Source organism: Burkholderia sp. BCC0044 (assembly GCF_902832955.1).
Classification (GTDB): domain Bacteria; phylum Pseudomonadota; class Gammaproteobacteria; order Burkholderiales; family Burkholderiaceae; genus Burkholderia.
Map to the genome: position 1 here is coordinate 963,362 of NZ_CADFDO010000002.1, position 21,732 is coordinate 985,093.

Genomic DNA, 21,732 nt, shown 5'->3' on the forward strand with positions numbered 1-21,732 from the left:
CTTCGTGCGGCGCCCGATTTTCGACCGACAGCATGACAGCTCGCCCCGCGTTTCCGTCTCCCGATGCCGCCGGCACGCCCGCGCCGCGCGCCCCTTTCCGCCTGCTGCGCCGCGCGGCGTTCGTGCTCGGCGCCGCCGTGCTCGGCTATGGCGCGTTCGCGATCGCGTTTCCCGCGCAGGTGCCGGCGGCGATCGGCACCGTGGTCGCCGACTGGACGGGCGCGAACCCGCATCCGGTCGTGTTGCAGCGGCCCGCCGCGCAGCCGCTGTCGGCGGTCGCGCAGCTCGGGCGTGCGCTGTTCAACGATCCGTCGCTGTCCGCATCCGGCAAGCAGTCGTGCGCGTCGTGTCACAGCCCCGATCACGCGTACGGCCCGCCGAATGCGCTCGACGTGCAGCCGGGCGGCCTCGCGATGACGCAGCAGGGCTATCGCCCGCCGCCGTCGCTGATGTACCTGTACCGCCAGCCGAATTTCAGCATCGGCCCCGATGCCGGCGAAAACGACGCGGCGCCGAGCGTCGCGCAGCAGGCCACGGCGGCGGCCGGCGTCGTCAAGGCGCAGAAGGTGGCCGGGACATCGGCCGCGCCGCAGCTCGTGCCGCAAGGCGGGATGTTCTGGGACGGCCGCGCCGATACGTTGCAGCAGCAGGCGTTCGGGCCGCTGCTGAATCCGGTCGAAATGGCGAACGCGAGCATCGACGACGTTGCGCGCAAGCTCGCGCAGTCGTCGCATCGCGCGCAGTTCGAGCAGCTGTTCGGTGCGCGCGTGTTCTCCACGCCGCAGCTCGCGGTGTCGGAGGCGATGTTCGCGATCGCGCGCTATCAGGTCGAGGATCCGTCGTTCCATCCGTACGACAGCAAGTACGACCGTTGGCTCGAAGGCCGCGCGCGCCTCACGCAGGCCGAGTTGCGCGGGCTGCGCCTGTTCAACGATCCGGACAAGGCGAATTGCGCGGGCTGCCACCTGTCGAAGCCGGGCAAGGACGGGCTGCCGCCGATGTTTACCGATTACCAGTACGAGGCGCTCGGCGCGCCGCGCAACCGGGCGCTCGCGCAGAACCGCAACCCGGCGTTCTACGATCTCGGCGTGTGCGGGCCGTTCCGCGACGACCTGAAGGACCAGACGCAGTATTGCGGGATGTTCCTGACGCCGACGCTGCGCAATTCGGCGACGCGCCACGTGTTCTTCCACAACGGCGTATTCCATACGCTCGACCAGGTGATGGCGTTCTACAACGAGCGCAGCATCTCGCCGCAGAAGTTCTATTCGCGCGGCGCGGACGGCAAGGTCGACGAATACGACGACATCCCGCCGAAATATCGCGCGAACGTCGACGTGACCGACGCGCCGTTCGATCGCAAGCCCGGCGACAAGCCCGCGATGACGGCGCAGGACATCAAGGATATCGAAGCGTTTCTCGGCACGCTGACGGACGCCCCGGCGCAGCACTGAGCACTGAGCGCCGGTCGAGCGCCGCGCCGGGTCAGCAGCGCGCGCGGATGCACAGGAAGGCCGGCGCCAGCGACAGCTCCGCATGGAGCCGTTCGGATACGGATTTCATCTCCGGCAGCGGCATCGGTTCGACGAAGCGGTCGAGCCGCCAGCCGCCGTCGGCGACCGCGTTCAGGATGTCGGCGAGCGGCCGCCGCCACGCCTCGACGTACGGCCTCGGCTCGCCGAACCCCGACCAGTGGAAACCGAAGCGCGACGTGTCGAAGTACGTGCCGTCGCCGCGCGTGCGTTCGTCCATCCAGTCGCGCATCGGATGCGCCATCGAGAACACCAGCGTTCCTCCCGGGCGCGCGACGCGCCGGAATTCGCGCAACGTCGGCGCGAGATCGCGCACGTAGTCGAGCGCGAGCGAGCACAGCACCTTGTCGACCGACGCGTCGGGCAGCCACGCGAGCGGCGCCTCCAGGTCGCCTTCCGTGACGTCGACCGGCAGGCCCGCGCAGCGCGTCCTTGCGAGCGCAACCATCTCCGGCGTCACGTCGAACGCCTGCACGGTCGCGCCGTGACCGGCGAGATGCGCGCTGCAGATGCCGGGCCCGCAGCCGGCGTCGAGCACCGTCAGGCCCGCGACGTCGCCGAGCAGCGCCATCGTAGCCGGCCGCTCGTAGAGCGCGTTGTGCGCCTTCGTCGGCGCGAGGTCCGCATAGCGTTGCGCGAAGCTCGCGTAAGCGCGGCGGCCGGGCGATTCGTTCGGGTCGTTCGGTTCGGTCATCGGGTATCCGTCGGTCGAAACTGGGCAGGCCGATTCTGCCCGATCGGATGACGGATGGCGACTGCGGTTACGCCTGCGTCAGGACAGACTGTCGAGCAACCGATACCACGCGACCCCGGCCGCGATGTAGAAGCGCTGCAGCCCGTGCAACGGAATGGGTCGGATCGGCGAAACCCGGAACGGCAGCGGCAGTTGCGCATCGCCCGACAGATGCGCGGCCAGATGCTTGCCGAGCGTCGTCGCCATCGCGATGCCGCGGCCGTTGTAGCCGAGCGCGATCGTCACGCCCGGCGCGGGCTCGTGCACGTGCGGCAGGAAATCCGCGGTGATCGCGACGCGCCCCGCCCAGCGGTATTCGAACCGGACGCCCTTCAGTTGCGGATACAGCAGCGTCGTCGCACGTTCGAGATGGCGCCAGTCGCTCGCCGCGCGCGGGTCGGCGAACGGGCCGCGGCCGCCCATCAACAGGCGCCCGGCCACGTCGCGGCGGAAGTACAGCAGCAGGCGCCGCGCATCCGATGCGACCTCGCCGCCGGCGAGGATGTCGCGGCCCAGCGCTGGCGCGAGCGGTTCCGTCGCGACGATGAAACTGTTCGCGGCGATCACCGACTGGCGCAAGCCGGGCCACAGCCCGTCCGTGTAGCCGTTGGTCGCGATCACGACGCGCTCGGCCGACAGCGTCGCACCGCCTGACGTCGCGATCCGCCAGCGGCCGTTGGCGCGCGTCAGCCCGACGGCGCGGGTCGACCCGTGCACGACCGCCCCGCTCGCCTGCGCGGCGCGAACGAGGCCGCGCGTATAGCTGAGCGGCTGCACGCTGCCCGCGCGGCGATCGATCCAGCCGCCCGCATACGCTTGCGTGCCGAGCCGCCGCGCGACGTCGTCGCGGCTCAGCACGTCGACCGGCGCGCCGCGCGCGGCCCATTGCTGCGCGCGGCGTGCGACCGTGTCGAGCATCGCGGCGGTCGGCGCCGGCTGGATCCAGCCGGCGCGACGCGCATCGCAGTCGATGCCGTGCCGCGCGATCAGGTCGAACACCGTGTCGGCCGCGCCGCCGACGATGCCGGCAAGCTGCTCGCCAGCCTCGTCGCCGAACCGGCGGACCAGTTCGTCGGGGTCGTATTTCAGCCCGGGAATCACTTGCCCGCCGTTGCGGCCGGATGCGCCCCAGCCCGGCTGCGCGCCGTCGATCACGCGGACGTTCACGCCGCGTTCGGCCAGATGAAGTGCGGTCGACAGGCCGGTGAAGCCCGCGCCGACGATCGCCACGTCGCACGACGCGGACGCGTCGAGCGCGGGCGTATCGGGCGCCGGCGCGGCGGTCGCCGCCCACAGCGAATCCGGCCATCCGGGTGCCGCGTTCGTTGCGCTCATGTTCGATCCGGGTGGTCGGCGCCGTCCGACGCCAGCAGGCGGCGCAGGAATTCCTGCGTGCGAGGGTGCGTCGGCTGCGTGAGCACGTCGCGCGCCGGTCCGCTTTCGCAGATCGTGCCGTCGTGCAGGAAGCACACGCGATCGGCCACCTCGCGCGCAAATGCCATTTCGTGCGTGACGACCACCATGGTCATCCCGTCGCGGGCGAGCCCGCGCATCACGCCGAGCACTTCGCCGACGAGTTCGGGGTCGAGCGCCGACGTCGGCTCGTCGAACAGGATCGCCTGCGGCTCCATGGCAAGCGCGCGTGCGATCGCGACGCGCTGCTGCTGGCCACCCGACAGCTCGGACGGATACGCGTTCATCCGGTGCGACAGCCCGACCTTGTCGAGCAGCGCGCGGGCCTGCTCGCGCGCCTGCGCGGCCGGCATGCGCCGCACGTGCACGGGCCCTTCCATCACGTTCTCGAGCGCCGTGCGGTGCGCGAACAGGTTGAAGCGCTGGAACACCATGCCGACCCGCATCCGCAGTTCGTGGATCCGCTTCGAATGCGCATCGACCTTCACGCCGTCGATCGTGATCGACCCTTCGTCGTAGGTCTCGAAGCCGTTGATACAGCGCAGCACGGTCGACTTGCCGGAACCGGACGGCCCGATCAGGCACACGACTTCACCCTGCTGCACGTCGAGGCTCACGCCCTTCAGCACCGCGTGCTGGTGAAACCGCTTATGGATGGAATCGATCCGGATCATGCGCCCCTCTTCAGTGCGAGCCGCTTGCCGAGCCGGTTCACGGCGAACATCAGCGGCAGGCCGAGCGCGAGATACAGCAACGCGACGAGCGTGTAGACGCTCATGTTCTGGAACGTCGACGACGCGATCAACTGGCCGGCGCGCGTGATCTCGGCGACCGTGATCGTCGATGCGACCGACGAATCCTTCAGCAGCATCACGAGCGTGTTGCCGTACGGCGGCAGCGCGATGCGGAACGCCTGCGGCAGCACCACGCGCCGCATGATCATCGGGCCGCGCATGCCGATCGCGTGCGCGGCTTCGATCTGGCCGTGGTCGATCGCCTCGATGCCCGCGCGGAAGTTCTCGGCCTGATACGCCGAATACGCGATGCCGAGGCCGAGCACGCCGGCCTGGAACGCCGACAATTGCACGCCGAGATCGGGCAGCACGAAGTACATGTAGAACAACTGCACGATGATCGGCAGCCCGCGGATCACGTTGACGATCGTGCTGCCGGCCGTCGAGACGGCACGATTGCGCGACACCTTCATCAACGCGAGGATCAGCCCGAGCACCGAGCTGAGCACGAACGCGCATGCGGTGATCTCGATCGTGACCACCGCGCCCTTCAGCAGGATCGGCAGGAAATCGATCGCATTCTGAAAAAACATGAGGTCTCCTATGCGACGGCCGGACGGCCGGCCGCTGGGGATGCCCGCGACGCGCGGGCGATACCGGCCAGGAATCGGGCGCGAACGCTCAGCTCATGTGCCACTTCTGCAGGATCTGCTGCAGCGTGCCGTCGCTCTTCATCTTGCGGATCGCGCCGTTGAGCTGTTCGAGTGTCGCGTTGTCGCCCTTGCGCACGATGAAGCACACCTGCCCCTTCACGACGCTCTGGTATTCGGGCACGAGCCGCACCTGGCGATTGACGCCGTGCTCGATCTGGTACGCGACGATCGGCTGGTCGGCGAAGCCGGCCTTGATGCGCCCGAGCGCGACGTCGCGCATGATGTCGGCGATCGAATCGTAGGTCCGCACTTCCTTGAAGATGCCCTTCTTGTTGAGCGCATCGACGAATGCGGTGCCGACCTGCGCGCCGACCACCTGGTCCTTGAAATCGTCCATCGACGTATAGCGGCCCGGATCGTCGGCCTTCACGATCAGGCCTTCGCCGAACGAGTAGACGGTGTCGGAGAAATCGACGACCTGCTGGCGCGCCGGCGTCTTCAGCATCGCGGCCGAGATGATGTCGATCTTCTGCGTGGTGAGCGACGGGATCAGCGCCGAGAACACCGTCTGCTGCACGTCGACGCGAAACCCGGCCGACTTCCCGGCCGCCGTGATCGCATCGACCATCATCCCCTGGATCGAATTGCTCTTGACGTCGAGAAACGTGAACGGCACGCCGGTGGCCGTCGCGCCGACCTTCAGCGTCGGCTCGGCCGCGACGGCGCTCGCCGACGCCGTGGAGAGTGCGATACAGGTGGCGAAACCGGCGGCCAGTGCGCCGAACCGCTTGATGAACGGAACCATGGTGACTCCTTCTCGAATAATCCGGGGCGCCGGCCGGTCACTGATCGACACTGCGACGATGACTTGATCTTAAAACGAATCAAAAATATCGCAAATAGATTTTTGCGTATCGATATTCGATACGATATGATGCGATATCGAATCGATTCCGCCCTTCGCCATGGACACGTCGCCCGACCAAGCAAACGACCTGCTGTTCAACCAGTCGCTGGAAAAAGGGCTGAACGTGCTGCGCGCGTTCAGCGCGAAGCGGCGCACGATGACGCTGGCGGAAGTAGCCGACGCGGCGGGGATGACGAAAAGCTCCGCGCAGCGAATGGTCTATACGCTCGAGAAGCTCGGCTACATCCGCAAGCATCCGGTCACGCGGCGTTACCAGCTCACGCCGCACGTGATGCGGATCGGCTTCAACTATCTCGCCGCCGATACGCTGATCGACGTCGCGAATCCGTTCCTGTCCGAGCTCACGAACCTGACCGGCGAAACCACCAACCTCACCGAGCCGGACGAGGATGAAATGGTGTACGTCGCGCGTTTCGTGTCGACCAAGTTCGTGCCGATCCACATGCCGATCGGCAGCCGCATCCCGATGTACTGCACCGGCTCCGGCCGCGCGTTCCTGAGCGCGTTGCCGCCGGACGATGCGCGCGCGCGGCTCGACGGCATGGTGCGCACGCCGCATACGCCGCGCACGGTCACGGCGCTCGGCGATCTCGTCGCGCTGCTCGACAGCGCGCGGCGCGAAGGCTACGCGACCAACCAGGAAGAACTGTTCATCGGCGACATGTCGATCGCGGCGCCCGTGCTCGGCAGCCAGGGGCAGCCGGTGGCGGCCGTGCACGTGGTCGCGCCGACGAGCCGCTGGACGTTCGACGACGCGCGCCGCAAGCTCGCGCCGGCGGTGATCGACTGCGCGCGCGGGATCAGCAATTCGATCCGGACGCTTGAATAGCGTCGGCGAAATGGCATGCGGCGCGCCATTGCATCGCGCAACGGCGTTCGATCGCTACTGCGGCTTCGGGGAATGCTCGGCCCGGTAGGTACGGTTCGGGCGCGATACGAGTTGCTTCGCCGCAGCGTCCAGTGCCTTGCCGTGATACAGATCGAGGCACTTCAGGAAGTCGAACTTCACATCCGCGACTTCCGATTCGACAACCGGATTCCGATAGTCGCGAGCCAGATACTTCGCGACCAGCGCGTGAATGACGTCCGGCGCACGTTCCATGTCGTAGTAGGTCCAGTCGCGCAACGCGCTGATGCTGCTGCCGATGTCCTTGCTCGCGCCGGGCGCCTGCTTGTATGCGGTAGCCAGGCACTCCGCGAGCACCATGTCCTTGAAGTTCTGGCGGTAAGTACGTAAGCCGGCCTCGGGCGAGGTTTGTGCGACGTCCTTCGCCACGACCCTCGTCGGTTGAAACGCGATGCACGCGAACGCGGCAGCGATCCGGACTCCCCTCATGACAGGCTCCAAAAATTTGCGCGATCAGAACGATACCGCGCGCCCGGTTCGTTGAAGTAATCATGGCCACGACCCTGGATGCTCACCTCCATCGCCATCCCCAGCCATACCTCGACGATCGGATCAAACCCCTGACGGGGAAAAGTATTGCCGACTGTCGCCGCCAGCCTCTTCACCGCCCCCCTCGTTTTCCCCGATCCCGTTCGCCTTGACTCCGCCGCCGCGATCGACAAAACTTCGCACATCGTCAGTGTGATCACAGATCGCAGATCAAACCCAGGAGAGCCCGCCTTGCCGCCTCGTATCGTCCCGCCCGCACTGAAAGCCATCGAACAGGAAACGATGGCCGACAAGGTCTACCAGCAACTGCGCGAAGCGCTGATGAGCGGCCGTTTCGCGCCGGGCCAGGCGCTGAGCCTGCGCAGCGTCGCCGAGGCGGTCGGCTCGTCGACGATGCCCGTGCGTGCCGCGCTCACGCGGCTGCGCGCCGAACGCGCATTGGTTGACGGCCCGAATCGCGCACTCGTCGTCCCGCCGATGACGCTCGACATGCTCGACGAACTGCGCGACGTGCGGATCGCGCTCGAAGGCTGCATCGCCGAGCGCGCGTGCGAGCGGATGACCGACGCGCACATCGCGGCCGTGCGCAAGACCTGCGAAACGATGCAGGCACACGTCGAGGGCGGCCGCTCGCGCGCGTACCTGCAAAGCAATTTCGCGTTCCACAGCGCGATCTACGCGCACGGCGCGAGCGAAAACACGCTCGCGATCGTCGAGAACCTGTGGATGCGCGTCGGCCCGTTCCTCAACATGGTCGCGCTCGACATCCCGCACATGCGGCGCTCGATGGATGCGCATCGCGCGATCGTCGATGCGCTCGAACGGCGCGACGGCGCGGGCGTGCGGGCCGGCATCGCGCTCGACATCGGCGGCGCCGCGCACGATCTCGCCGAGACGCTGCGGGCCGAACAGACCCGCGGACCGTGAACGCGAAACCGTAGCGGCCGCTTGCCACGGCCAGCCGAATCGACGGCGGCCGCCATCCCACTACACCAACGATGGAGACAACCCGGCATGACAGCTTCCGACCTGCTGAAACCCTATGACGGCCTGCGCGTCCTCGTGACGGGCGGCGCGTCGGGCATCGGCCTCGAAATCGCCGACGCGTTCGCCGAATGCGGCGGGCGTGTGCACGTGTGCGACGCGTCGCAAGCCGCGATCGCGGCGCTCGCCGACCGGCCGCCGCGTGGCTCAGCCGGCGCGATCAGCGCGACGCTGGCCGACGTATCCGATCCGGCCGCCGTCGAGCGCGTGTTCGCCGACCTGTCGACGCGGCTCGGCGGCCTCGACGTGCTGGTCAACAACGCGGGCATCGCCGGCCCGACCGGCGGCATCGACGAAATCGACCCCGTGCAGTGGGAACAAACCGTCGCGATCAACCTGAACGCGCAATTCCAGTTCGCGCGCCGCGCGGTGCCGTTGCTGCGCGAGTCGAAACACGGCGGTGCGATCATCGCGCTGTCGTCGGTCGCCGGCCGGCTCGGCTACGCGTTCCGCACGCCGTATGCGGCCACCAAATGGGCGGTGGTCGGCCTCGTGAAGAGCCTCGCGATCGAACTCGGGCCGCTCGGCATCCGCGTGAACGCGATCCAGCCCGGCATCGTGCGCGGCCCGCGGATGCGCCGCGTGATCGAGGCGCGCGCGCAGCAACTCGGCATCGGCTACGACGACATGGAGCAGCGCTATCTCGAGAAGATCTCGCTGCGGCGCATGACCGATCCGGCCGAGATCGCCGCGACCGCGCTGTTCCTGTGCTCGCCGGGCGGGCACGGAATCACCGGGCAGGCGATCTCCGTCTGCGGCAACGTCGAAGTGCTCTGACGCGTCCTGCATCGTTCATCGAAAGGAATCCATCCGTGGCAAACGCTCGCAAAGTCATCATCACCTGTGCGCCGACCGGCGCGATCCATACGCCGTCGATGTCGCCGTACCTGCCTGTCACACCGCACGAAATCGAAACGGCCGCGGTGGCAGCCGCGCAGGCCGGCGCGGCGATCCTGCACCTGCACGCACGCAACCCGTCCGACGGCAAACCGACGCAGGATCCGGCCGTGTTCGCCGAATTCCTGCCGCGCATCAAGGCGCAGACCGACGCGGTGATCAACCTCACGTCGGGCGGCAGCCCGCACATGACGGTCGACGAACGGCTGCAGCCCGCGCTGCATTTCCAGCCCGAGGTCGCGTCGCTGAACATGGGCTCGATGAACTTCGGGCTGTATCCGATGCTCGAGCGCTTCCGCGAGCTGAAGCATCCGTGGGAGCGCGAACATCTCGAGAAAAGCCGCGATCTCGTGTTCAAGAACACGTTCGCGGACATCGAGACGATCCTCACGCGCTGCGGCGCGAACGGCACGCGGTTCGAATTCGAGTGCTACGACATCTCGCACCTGTACAACCTCGCGCACTTCGTCGATCGCGGGCTCGCGAAGCCGCCGTTCTTCGTGCAAAGCGTGTTCGGCCTGCTCGGCGGAATCGGCGCGCATCCGGAGGACCTGATGCACATGCGCCGGACGGCCGACCGCCTGTTCGGCAGCGATTACGTGTGGTCGATCCTCGGCGCGGGCCGCAACCAGATTCCGCTCGCGACGATCGGCGCCGCGCAGGGCGCGAACGTGCGCGTCGGGCTCGAGGATTCGCTGTGGATCGCGCCCGGCAAGCTCGCGGAATCGAGCGCCGCGCAAGTCCTGAAAATGCGTCAGGTGCTCGAAGGCCTGTCGCTCGAGATCGCGACGCCGGCCGAGGCGCGCGCGATGCTCGCACTCAAGGGTGGCGACGCGGTGAATTTCTGATCGCCGGGTCGCGCCCTCAACACGAGAACCCGCAAGCGCAGTGACAAGGCGCCGGCCCGAGCCGGCCGGCGCCAGGACGCCCTTGATCGCCCCGCTCCGTTCGAGCGCCGCCGGCGCGGCTCCGTCGTCTGCCCATCCGCTGCGTGCACCGCAGCGGCATTTGCCGAACGCGGCGCGCCGTGCTTGCCGTGCGCGCCGGTTCGCCCTTACCGGAGTCGTCCGCATGTCCACTCATCACGCTCAGGCCTTGTCGTCCGCCGCCGGCGACGCGAACGCGTCGCTGAACCGGCTGCTGTTCCGCAAACTCATGCCGCTGCTGATCGCCGCGTATGTGATCAGTTTTCTCGACCGCACCAACATCGCGTTCGCCAAACATTCGATGGGCGTCGATCTCGGCATTTCATCGGCCGCGTACGGGCTCGGCGCGGGGCTGTTCTTTCTCACCTACGCGCTCTTCGAGATTCCAAGCAACCTGATCATGCATCGCGTCGGCGCGCGCTTCTGGATCACGCGGATCATGATCACGTGGGGCGCGCTGTCGGTCGCGATGGCGTTCGTCCGCGGCGAGACGTCGTTCTACGTGATGCGCCTGCTGCTCGGCGTGGCCGAAGCCGGCCTGTTTCCCGGCGTGATGCTGTATCTGACGTACTGGTTCGGCCGCGAGGAGCGTGCGCGCGCCACCGGCTATTTCCTGCTCGGCGTGTGCATCGCGAACATCGTCGGCGGGCCGCTGGCCGGCGCGCTGATCGAACTCGACGGCACGCTCGGTTTCCACGGCTGGCAATGGCTGTTCGTCGTCGAAGGCATTCCGGCGATCCTGCTCGCGTTCGTCGTGTGGACACGATTGCCGGATCGGCCGAGCGCCGCGCCGTGGCTCGCCCCGGAAACCGGCCGCGCGCTCGAGCGCAAGCTGGCCGCCGAACAAGACGCGGGCGTCGCCGCGCACGGCGGCCACGCGTTCGGCGCCGCGCTGCGCGACCCGCAGATCTGGCTCGCGATCTTCGTGTACTTCTGCCACCAGTTGACCATCTACACGGTGATCTTCTTCCTGCCGGGCATCATCGGCGCGTCGGGACGTCTTTCGCCGGTCGCGGTCGGGTTGCTGACGTCGCTGCCCTGGCTCGCCGCCGCGCTCGGGGCCGGGACGCTGCCGCGCTTCGCACGCGAGTCGCGTCATTCGCGCCGGATGCTGTGTGCGGGGCTCGTCGTGATGGCGGCCGGGATGATCGGCGCCGCGCATGCGTCGCCATTGGCGGGGCTGCTCTGCGTGTGCGTGGCCGCGTCGATGTTCTTCGTCGTGCAGTCGATCGTGTTCACGTTTCCGGCGTCGCGGCTCGCGGGCAGCGCGCTGGCCGGCGGGCTCGGGCTCGTGAACACCTGTGGGTTACTCGGCGGCTTCGTCGGGCCGACCGTCGTCGGCGCGATCGAACAGGCGACCGGCAATGCGAAGAACGGGCTGACGCTGCTGGCGGCCGCGCTGGTCGTCGCGGCGTTCGCGAGCCTCGCGTTGCGTCACGGGCACGAGCGGGCCGACGGGCGGTCGCGCGGTTGAAAGGCGGATGTGATTCGAGCTGCAAGGATGCGGGCCTCACCCGGTCCGCATCTCGCTACATTAGATCAAAACAGACACGTCCTCGCGACGATCGGGCGGGCGCTTGGCGAACCGATATGCGTGTCGCCACGCGGGTCGCGAATCTCGACGGATCGGCGAATCAACGGACCACCGTCGCCGGCGTGCTCGCGGTCGCCACCTTGCTCGACCGCCGCTCCGCCACCCGCTGCGCGAATCGGTACGCAAGGAGCGAACCCGCCACGGCCAGCAACATCGGCACGAGGCTGTCGTGATTCGCGCGCGTGAATTCGAGCAGCAGCACGACGGCCGTGATCGGCATCTGCATCGACGCGGCGAGAAACGCGGTCGCACCGATCAGCGCGCATCCGCCGAGCGATGCGCCCGGCCACACCGCGCTCCACAGCCCGCCGAGCACGACCCCGAGCAGCGCGCCGTTCGCGAGGCCCGGGGTCAGCAGCCCGCCTTCCGCGCCGGCCCGCAGGCTGCCGGCTTCGATCAGCACCTTCAGCACGAGCAGCGTCGCGGCGACGCCGATCGTCAGCGTGCCGTCGAAACCCAGCGACGCCGGCCCCTTGCCGTTGCCGAGCAGTTGCGGAAACCACATCGCGAGCACGCCGATCATCGCGAAGTTCAGCAGCGCGAACGCCGGCAGCCGCCAGTCCTTCGGCGCGTCCGCCCGCGCGCGGGTCGTGAGCCGCACGAAACCGTACGCGGCGAAGCCGAACAGCGGCCCGCAGACGATCGACCATGCGACGAGCGGCGTGCTCAGCACGAACGTCGGCACCGTGTACTGATGCTCGTTGCCGAGGCCGACCCACGCGACGATCGCCGCGATCGCGGACGTCACGACCGCCACGATCAGCGCACGCCGCTCGAACGTGCCGAGCAGCACCTCGAGCACGAAGATCGCGCCGCCGAGCGGCACGTTGTAGACGGCCGCGAGCCCCGCGCCGGCGCCGCACGCGACCATCAGCCGGCAGTCGTCGGGCGTGAGTCGCGCCGCATGCGCGAACCGCCCGGCGAGCAGCGAACCGATCTCGCGCGGCGCGACTTCGCGGCCGAGCGGCGAGCCGAGCGCGACGGTGACGATCTGCAGCAGCGCGTGAACCGTCGTGCTGACGAACGGCATTCGCGGATCGGCCGCGCGCACCGCGCGACGGATGCTGACGAGCGGCCGGCCATACCGGTAAAGCGCCCACCAGCCGCCGCCGGCGATGATCCCGCAGCCGACCAGCACCGCGAGCCGGCGCAGCGGCTCGGCCGCGGTCACGCCAGTGAGGAAGCTCTCGGACCCGATCACGTGCGCGATGCTGTAGCCGTACGCGACGTGCTGGATCGCATGCAGCAGCAACGCAAGCAGCATGCCGCCGAGCCCCGCGCCGATACCGGTCAGGACCGTGACGACCGCCATGCGCGCGAACGGGCTGGCAGGCGGCGAAGAAGCGGGAGCGGACGGAAGATCGAGGCGCATGGGGTCGGCGAACGGGGATCGAAGGGACGGCGCACACCCTGCGCGCCGCCATCAGGACCGCATCGTAGGCCCGCCGCAATCATGAGACAAACGTATTTTTCGAATCGACTAATGTATTTTGTGAATACATGAAGGCCGGCGGGCCGCGATGTTCCGCCTTCCGCGTCAATCGGGATACGTGATGCGCTCCGGTTCGCGCCGCATGATGACCTCTCCGTGGCGCACCGACAGCGTGGCCTTCGCCTGCCGCCGCACGGCTTCGTAGTCGCTGTCCGCGTCGAGCACGACGAGATTGGCCGGACGCCCGACCGCGATGCCGTAGCCGTCGCCGAGATGCATCGCCGTCGCGCTGTGATCGGTCACGAAGTCGAGGCAGCGCTGCAAGTCCTGGTATCCCATCATGTGGCAGATATGGAGGCCGGCGTCGAGCACGCGCAGGATGTTGCCGTTGCCGAGCGGGTACCACGGGTCCCTGATCGAATCCTGCCCGAAGCACACGTTGATCCCGGCCCGGTCGAGTTCCGCGACGCGCGTGACGCCGCGCCGCTTCGGAAACGTGTCGAAGCGCCCTTGCAGATGGATGCTCTCGGTCGGGCACGAGATGAAGTTCAGTCCCGCCCGCGTCAGCAGCCGGAACAGCTTCGAGCAGTACGCGTTGTCGTACGAACCCATCGCGGTCGTATGGCTCGCGGTGACGCGCGCCCCCATGCCGCGCACACGCGCTTCTTCCGCGAGCACTTCGAGAAAGCGCGAATGCGGATCGTCGGTCTCGTCGCAGTGCACGTCGACGAGGCAGCCCGTGCGTTCCGCGAGATCCATCAGGAAGCGGATCGAGCTGACGCCCTGCTCGCGCGTGTTCTCGAAATGCGGAATCCCGCCGACGACGTCCGCGCCGAGGTCGATCGCCTGCTCCATCAGCGCGCGGCCGCCGTCGAACGATTCGATGCCCTCCTGCGGGAACGCGACGATCTGCAAATCGATCAGCCCGCGCGCCTCGTCCTTCACTTCCAGCATCGCCTTCAGCGCGGCGAGCGTCGGATCGGTCACGTCGACGTGCGTGCGCACGTGCTGGATCCCGTGGTCGCGCAGCATGCCGATCGCCGTATGCGCGCGTGCTTTCGTGTCCTCGTGCGTGATCGTCGCCTTGCGCTCGGCCCAGCGCTCGATGCCCTCGAACAGCGTGCCGCTCATGTTCCACGCGGGCTCGCCGGCCGTCAGCACGGCGTCGAGGTGGATATGCGGTTCGACGAGCGGCGCAATCGCGAGCCGGCCGCCGCCATCGATATGGTCGGGATTCGTCGACGCGATCGGTGCGGTTTGCGCATCGATCCGCGCGATCTTGCCCGCATCGATGCCGATCGTGAACAGGCCGTCGCGGCCGCGCAGACGTACGTTGAACAGGTTCATGGAGGCCTCTTGTCGTATGCGTTGACACGGCCGCGCGATCTACGTCGGCGGCCGTGCGGTCCGGGCAACCAGTATGGAGGAAAAGCAGCGATGCGCGCACGTACCGCGCATGTTGCATCGACACGACAGCCGGGCCGCGCCGGACCGAAGCCGCGGGCCGGCCGTCGCGCAGGAACCGCCGGCCGGCGCGGGCGCATCGTGTCGTGTCGGTTTTGTGAACGACTCTTGCGGGATCCGGAACAGTGCGCTCGCGGCCGCCCGGCCCTTGCGCGCGCCGCGCATTTCTATACTTGCGCCGAACTTTGGTTTCCCGTCCCACACGCAGGAGCTTCACGATGAAAAAAACCCTGATCGCCGGCGCGTGCGCCGCCGCGCTGTTCGCGCCGCTCGCCCACGCGCAAAGCTCGGTCACGCTGTACGGCCTGATCGACGCCGGCATCGCCTATACCAACAACGTGAACGGCGCGTCGCAGTGGCGCATGGCGACCGGCACGATCAACGGCAGCCGCTTCGGCCTGCGCGGCACCGAGGATCTCGGCGGCGGCCTGAAGGCGCTGTTCGTGCTCGAGAACGGCTTCAACGCGAACAACGGCGGGCTCGGCCAGGACGGCAAGCTGTTCGGCCGGCACGCGTATGTCGGCCTGAGCCAGGCCGGCTACGGCACGCTGACGCTCGGCCGCCAGTACGACACGATGGTCGACTTCGTCGCGCCGTTGTCGGCGACGTCCGGCGATTTCGGCGATACGGGCTTCGCGCATCCGTTCGACAACGACAACCTGAACCACTCGCTGCGCATCAACAACGCGGTCAAGTACACGAGCGACACGATCGCGGGCTTCAAGGTCGGCGCGCTGTACGCGTTCTCCAACTCGGCGAATTTCAGCGCGAACCGCGCGTACAGCGTGGCCGCGAGCTACACGAACGGCCCGCTGAAGCTGGCCGGCGCGTACCTGCAGATGAACGGCACGAAGGGCTCGACGAGCGCGAGCCCCGGCGCGACCGATTCAGCCGAAGCGAAGAGCCTGAACCAGGGCGGCTGGTCGATCGGCTCGGACCGCATGCGCACGTACGGCGGCGGCGTCAGCTACGTGTTCGGCCCGGCGACGGTCGGCTTCGTCTACACGCGCTCGCAGTACGACGGCACGGGCGCGTTCGGTTCCAGCGGCCAGATCGCGTTCGACAACTACGACGTGAACGTGCGCTATGCGGTCACGCCGGCCGTCAGCGTCGGCGCGGCCTATGTCTATACGGACGCCAGCGTGTCGAATCCCGACAGCAAGCACGGCAACGATCCGAAGTGGCATCAGGCCAACCTGCAGGCCGTGTACAAGCTGTCGCGCCGCACCGACCTGTACGCGGAAGCGATGTTCCAGCACGCGTCGGGCCGCGGCTACCAGGCGTTCATCAACACGTCGGGCGGCGCATCGAGCACGGCGAACCAAGTGGTCGGCACGATCGGCATGCGCACGCGGTTCTGACCGGCAGCGCGCGACGTCACCCGTGTGCACGGCGCCCGTATGCACGGCGCCCGTGTTCGCACACGGACTTGGTGGCCGCGGGCGACGTCGCCAATGTTGTTCCCTCTGGAACGCAGCCCTCCTGGAATCGGGGTGTTTTCGCGTGAAAGCGCTGCGTAGACTGACGTCGAAGGTCGAAGCCGCGCGTCACGTGTCATGTGTCGCGTATCGCTCCGGCCACCCACCCCTTATTCAGGAGAACCTCGTGAAATCGCTCGTCGTTACCGCCGCTGCTGCCGTCCTGCTCGCCGCACCGGCCCTGTCGTTCGCCCAGCAGGCGAAGTCGCCCGTCACGCGCGCGCAGGTGCTGCAGGAGCTGATCGATCTCGAATCGGTCGGCTACAACCCGGCGCGTGGGGAAGTCGGCAACTATCCGGAGGACATCCTGGCGGCGCAGGAACGACTGCAGGCGAAACGTCTCGCCGAACGGAAAGCAGCGCAGGCCGCGTACGGCCCGACCGGCGAGCCGGCAACCGAATCGGGCACGGCGGCCAAGCCCGCGCTGTGACGGCGCGCGTCGTTCGCATCCACCATGCATGGCGAGCGACGCGGTTTCAGTGTCTGCATGAAGCAAACCGCTGCGCGCCGATGCGCCCGCGGGGTTCACGCAGCCTGCGGTTCGCGGTCGATCGCGTTCAGCATCTCGACGTCGCGCGCGATCATCGCCGGCACCTGCGCGCGCAGCATCTCGACCCAGGTCCGCACCTTCGCATCGACGAAGCGGCGCGACGGGTACAGCGCATACACGTTCATCTTCTGCAGGATATGCGCGGGCAGCACGCGGACGAGCGAGCCGTCGCGCAGTGCGTCGATCGCCGAATACAGCGGCAGCATGCCGATCCCGATGCCGTCGCGGATCGCGAGCGCGAGCGATTCGGCGGTATTGGTCTGCATCGGCCCGGCAACGTGGATCTGCTCGACGCCTTCGGGCCCTTCGAGCACCCATTCGTGTGTCGGGAACGCCGGCGTACACAGCGTCAGGCACGCGTGCGCGGCGAGATCCTGCGGGCGGGCCGGCACGCCGTGCCGTTTCACGTAGTCGGGCGATGCGCACAGAATGTTGAACGTCGAACCGAGCAGGTGCGACACGAGCTCCGAATCGGGCAGCGACGACGCGGTGACGACGGCCATGTCGCTCGTGCCGTCGAACAGGTCGGGCATGCGTTGCGACAGCGACAACTCGATCGATACGTCCGGGAACTGCGCGTGATAGCGCGTCAGCGCGGGCAATACGTAGTGGTGACCGACGCTCGCGAAGCTGTGCATGCGCAGCACGCCGGCCGGGCGCTCGTGCGCGCAGCTCGCCTCTTCTTCCGCGCGGTCGACGTCGGCGAGGATCTGGCGGCAGCGCCGCAGATAGCTTTCGCCGGCCGACGTGAGCGCGAGACGGCGCGTCGAGCGATTCATCAGACGGGTGCGCAGGCGCGCCTCGAGCTCCGACACCGCGCGCGACATCGCGCCCGTCGTCGAATTCAGCGATTGCGCGGCGGCGGTGAAGCTGCCCGTCTCGACGACGCGCGAAAACACCCGCATGTTTTGTAGCGTATCCATTCCTGTGAGCGACCTGTAGCGGAGCCGTCATTTTCCTCCACGGGATGCGACAGATTGTTACTCCGGCTGCAACTATCGTTTCCCCGCAACTGCGTTAATGCGCGGGCGCCGGACTCCTACAATCGGCGCCTCACCAGTCGAACGGACCCGTTCGGACGCGCCGCGGCACCCCGCCCGGTCGGCCTTGGGCCCCTTGTCATGAAGCCACAACCTGCGATCGAGCGACCTTCCATCGAACCGGCCCGATGGAGGCGATGGCTCGATCCGCTCGGCAACGCGGCGCGCGACTGGGCCACGACCGACGGGTTGATCTGGCTGCACCTCGCGAAAACCGTGCTCGCGGCGCTGCTGGCGATGGGCATCGCGATGCGGCTGGAAATGTCGCAGCCGCGCACCGCGATGACGACCGTGTTCGTGCTGATGCAGCCGCTGTCGGGCATGGTGTTCGCGAAGAGTTTCTACCGCGTGCTCGGCACGGCGGCCGGCCTCGTCGGCGCGCTCGCGCTCGGCGGGCTGTTCGCGCAGCAGCCCGAGCTGTACATGGCCGGCATCACGCTGTGGATCGGCGGCTGCATCGCACTCGCGGTGCGTAACCGCCACTTCCGCTGGTACGGCTTCGTGCTGGCGGGCTACACGGCCGCGTTGATCGGCCTGCCGGCCGTGATGACGCCGCAGACGCTGTTCCAGTCCGCGCTCACGCGCGCCGCGGAAGTCGCGCTCGGCATCGCGTGCTCGGGCGCGGTCAGCGCGCTGATCCTGCCGTTGAGTTCCGCGAAGGCGCTGATGCGCTCGCTGAGCGCGCGCCACGCGACGTTCGCGGCGTTCACGGCCGGCGCGCTCTCGGGCGACGTCGCGCGCGGCGATTTCGAGCGGCGCTTCGCCGATTTCGTCGACGACATCGTCGGCTTCGAAGCGAACCGCGCGTTCGCGTCGTTCGAGGATCCGCACATTCGCGCGCGCAGCCGCCGGCTCGCGCGGCTGAACAGCGAGTTCATGAACGCATGCACGCGGCTGCATGCGCTGCACCAGCTCGTCAAACGGCTGCGTGCGAATCACGCGGACGCGGTGCTCGACGCGCTGGCGCCGCACGTCGACGCGCTCGCGCTGCGCTTTGCCGCGTTGCGCGACGAACGCCCGCGCGGCATTGCGCCGGCCACCGGCGCGCTGCTTGAACTGCGCCGCTTTCACAGTGCGTTGCCGAAGGCCGCGCGCGCGTCGCGGCGGATCATCGAGGATCATGCGGCCGGCGGCCTGCTCGACTTCGATACCGCGATCGAACTGCTGTACCGGTTCATCGGCGAATATCTCGGCTACGTCGACACCTACGCGTCGCTCGACCAGGACGATCACGCGTTCGAGCGCTCGGTCACGCATTACGCGGTGAAAACCAATGGGTTCTTCGTCGGCTTCGCGTTCCTGCGCACGGTGGTCGCCGTCGGTGCGATGAGTGCGTTCTGGATCGCGTCCGAATGGCCGAGCGGCTCGCTCGCGGTGATCGCCACCGCGATCGCGTGCGCGCTCAGTTCGACGTCGCCGCGGGCGCCGAAGTTCGTCGCGCAGATGGGCGTCGGCGCGGCGTTCGCGACGGCCGTGGGCTACCTGTTCCTGTGCTACGTCTATCCGAACATCGACGGCTTCCCGCTGCTGTGCGCGGCGCTCGCGCCCGTGCTCGGCGTTGGCGCGTTTCTCGCGATGCGGCCGGGCCTGTCCGGCTACGGAATCGGCTTCGCAGTGTTCTTCTGCCTGCTCGCGGGCCCCGACAACGCGATCGCGTATACGCCTGAAGTGCTGATCAACAACGGGCTGGCGATCGTCGTCGCGATGCTCGCGTGCGCGCTCGTGTTCGCCGTCGTGTTCCCGACGCACATGCCCTGGCTCACCGGCCGCATCGCGCACGACTTGCGCCGCCAGGTGACGCTGGCATGCGAAGGCGCGCCGGACGGCCTCGCGCAGCGCTTCCAGTCGAGCACGCACGACCTGATGGCGCAACTGCGTACGCTGCTGGTGCGCCGCACGCGGCAGCATCGCGATGCGCTGCGCTGGATGCTGGCGACGCTCGAGGTCGGCCACGCGGTCATCGACCTGCGCGACGAACTGCACGCGTTCAGCGCCGCGAAACCGCCGCAGACGCTGCGCTGGACCGGTTCGATCGACGCGGTGCTGCGCGAACTGCCGCGCTTCTTCGACGATCCGACGCCCGCCCGCCATGCGCGCACGCTGAAATCCGTGAATCTCGCGATTCGCGCGGCGCAGCACACGCTGCAGGCGTGGTACGCGGTGCCCGACGCGCGCCGCACCATGCAGCGGATCGTCGGCTGCCTGCACTTCATGCGCAGCGCGCTGCTCGACAAGGACGCGCCGTTCAACCGGCACCGCCATTGAAGAATGGGTGTACGCGCAACGGGATCGTTGTTCCGGATGGAAATAAGCTCTTCAGCCGCGGTGATTAATCTTTAAGCAGTGCGAGCCTATAGTTTCCTCACTGCCAGCGAGACTGGCACTCACCCAGGAGAAACAAAATGAAGCCGCTGCACCTCGCCCTCGTTGCCCTGTCGCTCACCGCTGCTGTCGCTCACGCGCAGCCGGCGCCGGCAGACGCCGCACCGCAACAGGCGAACCGCACCGAGGCGATCCAGGCCGCCGGCCGCGTCGATCGTGCGCAATCGAAGCAGGAAGACCCGAACGCCTGCGTCGGTCCCGTCAGCTTCTGCAACATCTACTTCGGCAGCTGAGCATGACGCCGCGTCGTCACGGCCAGGCCCGCAGCGCCCGCACCGCATGCAAGACGTGCGCGGGCGGACGGCGGTCCGGCCGATCGCCGCATCGCCGCCCCACCCCACGCCGCTTCGATTGAAGCGGCGCTCGCCGTTTCAGGCGCCGCGCCCCGGCCGCCAGCCCACTTCGCGCAACGCATCCAGCAAGCGCGCCTGCCCGAGCCCTTCGACCCGCGCCCCGCGCGATTCGACGTCGCCGCCCGCGACCAGCGCATTCACGATCGCCTCCTCCACCGCTTCCGCCGCCGCGACGAACAGCGCGGAAATATGGTCGTTGTTGACCATCTGTACGTCGGTAGTCGGCGTGCCCTTGCTGCCGTAGTTCGCCGCCGGCAGGCCGGCGTTGCCGGTCGCGAACGCGAGAAAGATGTCGCCGCTCGAATCCTCGGTGCCGCCGCCGACGCGGGCGAGCCCGACGCTCGCGCGCTGCGCGAGACGCGTGCATTGATGCGGCAGCAACGGTGCGTCGGTCGCGAGCGTGACGACGATCGAGCCCATGCCGGCCTCGCCTTTCGCTTCGGCTTCGCGGAACGGCGAATGCACGTGCCGCAGCACTTCGCCGACCGGGTAGCCGGCCACGCGCAGCATCTCGCGCACGCCGTAGTTCGCCTGCACGAGCGCGCCGACCGTCCAGCCGCCCGCATTGCTCGCCAGCACGCGCGACGCGGTGCCGATGCCGCCCTTGAACTCGTGGCAGATCATGCCCGTGCCGCCGCCCACGCCGCCTTCGGCGACCGGCCCCGACTGCGCGGCGGCCAGCGCGCGCTGCACGTGCGCGGCGTTCACGTGCTGCCCCCAGATGTCGTTCAGCAGCCCGTCGTAGGTTTCCATCACGACCGGCATGCACCAGTACACGCGGCCGGCCGCCGCTTCGCGTTCGTTCGCGACGAGTGCGTCGCGCACCGCGCCGACGCTGTGCGTGTTGGTATAGGCGATCGGCGTCGTCAGCAGGCCGGCTTCGCGGATCCATTCGAGCCCGGTCGCGTCGCCGTTGCCGTTCAGCACGTGCACGCCCGCGAAGCACGGCGAATCGTGCGCGGCGCCCGCGCGCGGCTCGATGACGGTGACGCCGGTGCGGATCGACGCGTCGCCGTTCTCGACGTTCAGCGTGCAATGCCCGACCCGCACGCCCCGCACGTCCGTGATCGCGTTGAAGCGGCCCGGCGTGCCGAGTCCGATGCGGATGCCGAGATCCCTCGTGCGCATGATGCAATTCCTCCCGTCTTTCAATGGTTCGGTGTGTCGGTGATGCAAGGTCGCG

21 protein-coding genes are annotated in these 21,732 nt (G+C 68.2%); 10 read left to right on the forward strand and 11 right to left on the reverse strand.

Annotated features, from left to right (window positions below):
* The first annotated feature begins 32 nt into the window (after window positions 1–32).
* Entirely contained in the window at window positions 33–1,454 is a 1,422-nt protein-coding gene (locus HWX14_RS12870; protein WP_175883060.1) for a cytochrome c peroxidase, read from the forward strand.
* Between the two features lie 31 nt (window positions 1,455–1,485).
* On the opposite strand, the gene HWX14_RS12875 is transcribed toward HWX14_RS12870, so the two are convergent.
* The 5 genes from HWX14_RS12875 to HWX14_RS12895 form a co-directional block, all read right to left on the reverse strand.
* A complete protein-coding gene (locus tag HWX14_RS12875) occupies window positions 1,486–2,226 on the reverse strand; it encodes a class I SAM-dependent methyltransferase (protein ID WP_175883061.1) in 741 nt (246 codons plus the stop codon).
* A 78-nt stretch (window positions 2,227–2,304) separates the two neighbouring features.
* Entirely contained in the window at window positions 2,305–3,600 is a 1,296-nt protein-coding gene (locus HWX14_RS12880; RefSeq protein WP_175883062.1) for an FAD-binding oxidoreductase, read from the reverse strand.
* On the reverse strand, window positions 3,597–4,352 hold the full coding sequence (locus HWX14_RS12885; protein ID WP_175883063.1) for an amino acid ABC transporter ATP-binding protein: 756 nt from the start codon (window positions 4,350–4,352) through the stop codon (window positions 3,597–3,599). The genes HWX14_RS12880 and HWX14_RS12885 overlap by 4 nt, the downstream gene beginning before the upstream one ends.
* On the reverse strand, window positions 4,349–5,005 hold the full coding sequence (locus HWX14_RS12890; RefSeq protein ID WP_175883064.1) for an amino acid ABC transporter permease: 657 nt from the start codon (window positions 5,003–5,005) through the stop codon (window positions 4,349–4,351). The genes HWX14_RS12885 and HWX14_RS12890 overlap by 4 nt, the downstream gene beginning before the upstream one ends.
* Before the next feature lie 88 nt (window positions 5,006–5,093).
* Window positions 5,094–5,870, reverse strand: coding sequence for an ABC transporter substrate-binding protein (locus HWX14_RS12895; protein WP_175883065.1), 777 nt, complete (start codon window positions 5,868–5,870; stop codon window positions 5,094–5,096).
* Between the two features lie 160 nt (window positions 5,871–6,030).
* Here HWX14_RS12895 and HWX14_RS12900 point away from each other — a divergent pair, with 160 nt between their 5' ends.
* Window positions 6,031–6,822, forward strand: coding sequence for an IclR family transcriptional regulator (locus HWX14_RS12900; protein WP_175883066.1), 792 nt, complete (start codon window positions 6,031–6,033; stop codon window positions 6,820–6,822).
* A 54-nt stretch (window positions 6,823–6,876) separates the two neighbouring features.
* Here HWX14_RS12900 and HWX14_RS12905 read toward each other — a convergent pair whose 3' ends face one another.
* Together HWX14_RS12905 and HWX14_RS36460 are read right to left on the reverse strand one after the other, a co-directional pair.
* Window positions 6,877–7,329 carry a type VI secretion system amidase immunity protein Tai4 gene (locus HWX14_RS12905; RefSeq protein WP_175883067.1) on the reverse strand — a complete coding sequence of 151 codons (453 nt, stop codon included), beginning with the start codon at window positions 7,327–7,329 and terminating at the stop codon, window positions 6,877–6,879.
* On the reverse strand, window positions 7,326–7,505 hold the full coding sequence (locus HWX14_RS36460) for a hypothetical protein (RefSeq protein WP_244130214.1): 180 nt from the start codon (window positions 7,503–7,505) through the stop codon (window positions 7,326–7,328). The genes HWX14_RS12905 and HWX14_RS36460 overlap by 4 nt, the downstream gene beginning before the upstream one ends.
* Before the next feature lie 115 nt (window positions 7,506–7,620).
* Here HWX14_RS36460 and HWX14_RS12915 point away from each other — a divergent pair, with 115 nt between their 5' ends.
* From HWX14_RS12915 to HWX14_RS12930, 4 genes are all read left to right on the forward strand, one after another.
* The gene (locus HWX14_RS12915) at window positions 7,621–8,316 is read left to right on the forward strand and encodes a GntR family transcriptional regulator (RefSeq protein WP_175883068.1); all 696 of its coding nucleotides are present in this window, start codon (window positions 7,621–7,623) and stop codon (window positions 8,314–8,316) included.
* An 87-nt stretch (window positions 8,317–8,403) separates the two neighbouring features.
* On the forward strand, window positions 8,404–9,210 hold the full coding sequence (locus HWX14_RS12920) for an SDR family oxidoreductase (RefSeq protein WP_175883069.1): 807 nt from the start codon (window positions 8,404–8,406) through the stop codon (window positions 9,208–9,210).
* 35 nt (window positions 9,211–9,245) lie between these two features.
* A complete protein-coding gene (locus HWX14_RS12925; RefSeq protein WP_006482842.1) occupies window positions 9,246–10,178 on the forward strand; it encodes a 3-keto-5-aminohexanoate cleavage protein in 933 nt (310 codons plus the stop codon).
* Between the two features lie 223 nt (window positions 10,179–10,401).
* Window positions 10,402–11,730 (forward strand): MFS transporter, encoded by a 1,329-nt coding sequence (locus tag HWX14_RS12930; protein ID WP_175883070.1) that lies wholly within the window; start codon window positions 10,402–10,404, stop codon window positions 11,728–11,730.
* A 160-nt stretch (window positions 11,731–11,890) separates the two neighbouring features.
* Here HWX14_RS12930 and HWX14_RS12935 read toward each other — a convergent pair whose 3' ends face one another.
* Together HWX14_RS12935 and codA are read right to left on the reverse strand one after the other, a co-directional pair.
* The gene (locus HWX14_RS12935; RefSeq protein WP_175883071.1) at window positions 11,891–13,222 is read right to left on the reverse strand and encodes a chloride channel protein; all 1,332 of its coding nucleotides are present in this window, start codon (window positions 13,220–13,222) and stop codon (window positions 11,891–11,893) included.
* A 165-nt stretch (window positions 13,223–13,387) separates the two neighbouring features.
* Window positions 13,388–14,629: a cytosine deaminase gene (gene codA / locus HWX14_RS12940; RefSeq protein ID WP_175883072.1), complete on the reverse strand. Its 1,242-nt coding sequence runs from the start codon at window positions 14,627–14,629 to the stop codon at window positions 13,388–13,390.
* Window positions 14,630–14,964: 335 nt separating this feature from the next.
* Between codA and HWX14_RS12945 the strand changes: the two genes are divergently transcribed.
* Together HWX14_RS12945 and HWX14_RS12950 are read left to right on the forward strand one after the other, a co-directional pair.
* Window positions 14,965–16,107: a porin gene (locus HWX14_RS12945; protein WP_175883073.1), complete on the forward strand. Its 1,143-nt coding sequence runs from the start codon at window positions 14,965–14,967 to the stop codon at window positions 16,105–16,107.
* A gap of 244 nt (window positions 16,108–16,351) precedes the next feature.
* Entirely contained in the window at window positions 16,352–16,654 is a 303-nt protein-coding gene (locus HWX14_RS12950) for a DUF4148 domain-containing protein (protein WP_175883074.1), read from the forward strand.
* Window positions 16,655–16,749: 95 nt separating this feature from the next.
* Here the strand turns inward: HWX14_RS12950 and HWX14_RS12955 are convergent, their stop codons facing one another.
* Window positions 16,750–17,697 (reverse strand): LysR family transcriptional regulator, encoded by a 948-nt coding sequence (locus HWX14_RS12955; RefSeq protein ID WP_175883075.1) that lies wholly within the window; start codon window positions 17,695–17,697, stop codon window positions 16,750–16,752.
* A 198-nt stretch (window positions 17,698–17,895) separates the two neighbouring features.
* Between HWX14_RS12955 and HWX14_RS12960 the strand changes: the two genes are divergently transcribed.
* On the forward strand, window positions 17,896–20,079 hold the full coding sequence (locus tag HWX14_RS12960) for an FUSC family protein (RefSeq protein ID WP_175883076.1): 2,184 nt from the start codon (window positions 17,896–17,898) through the stop codon (window positions 20,077–20,079).
* Between the two features lie 137 nt (window positions 20,080–20,216).
* Window positions 20,217–20,429, forward strand: coding sequence for a hypothetical protein (locus tag HWX14_RS12965; protein ID WP_011547764.1), 213 nt, complete (start codon window positions 20,217–20,219; stop codon window positions 20,427–20,429).
* Window positions 20,430–20,567: 138 nt separating this feature from the next.
* On the opposite strand, the gene HWX14_RS12970 is transcribed toward HWX14_RS12965, so the two are convergent.
* Window positions 20,568–21,677, reverse strand: a complete 1,110-nt coding sequence (locus HWX14_RS12970; RefSeq protein WP_175883077.1) for a P1 family peptidase — start codon at window positions 21,675–21,677, stop codon at window positions 20,568–20,570.
* Window positions 21,678–21,732 lie beyond the last annotated feature (55 nt).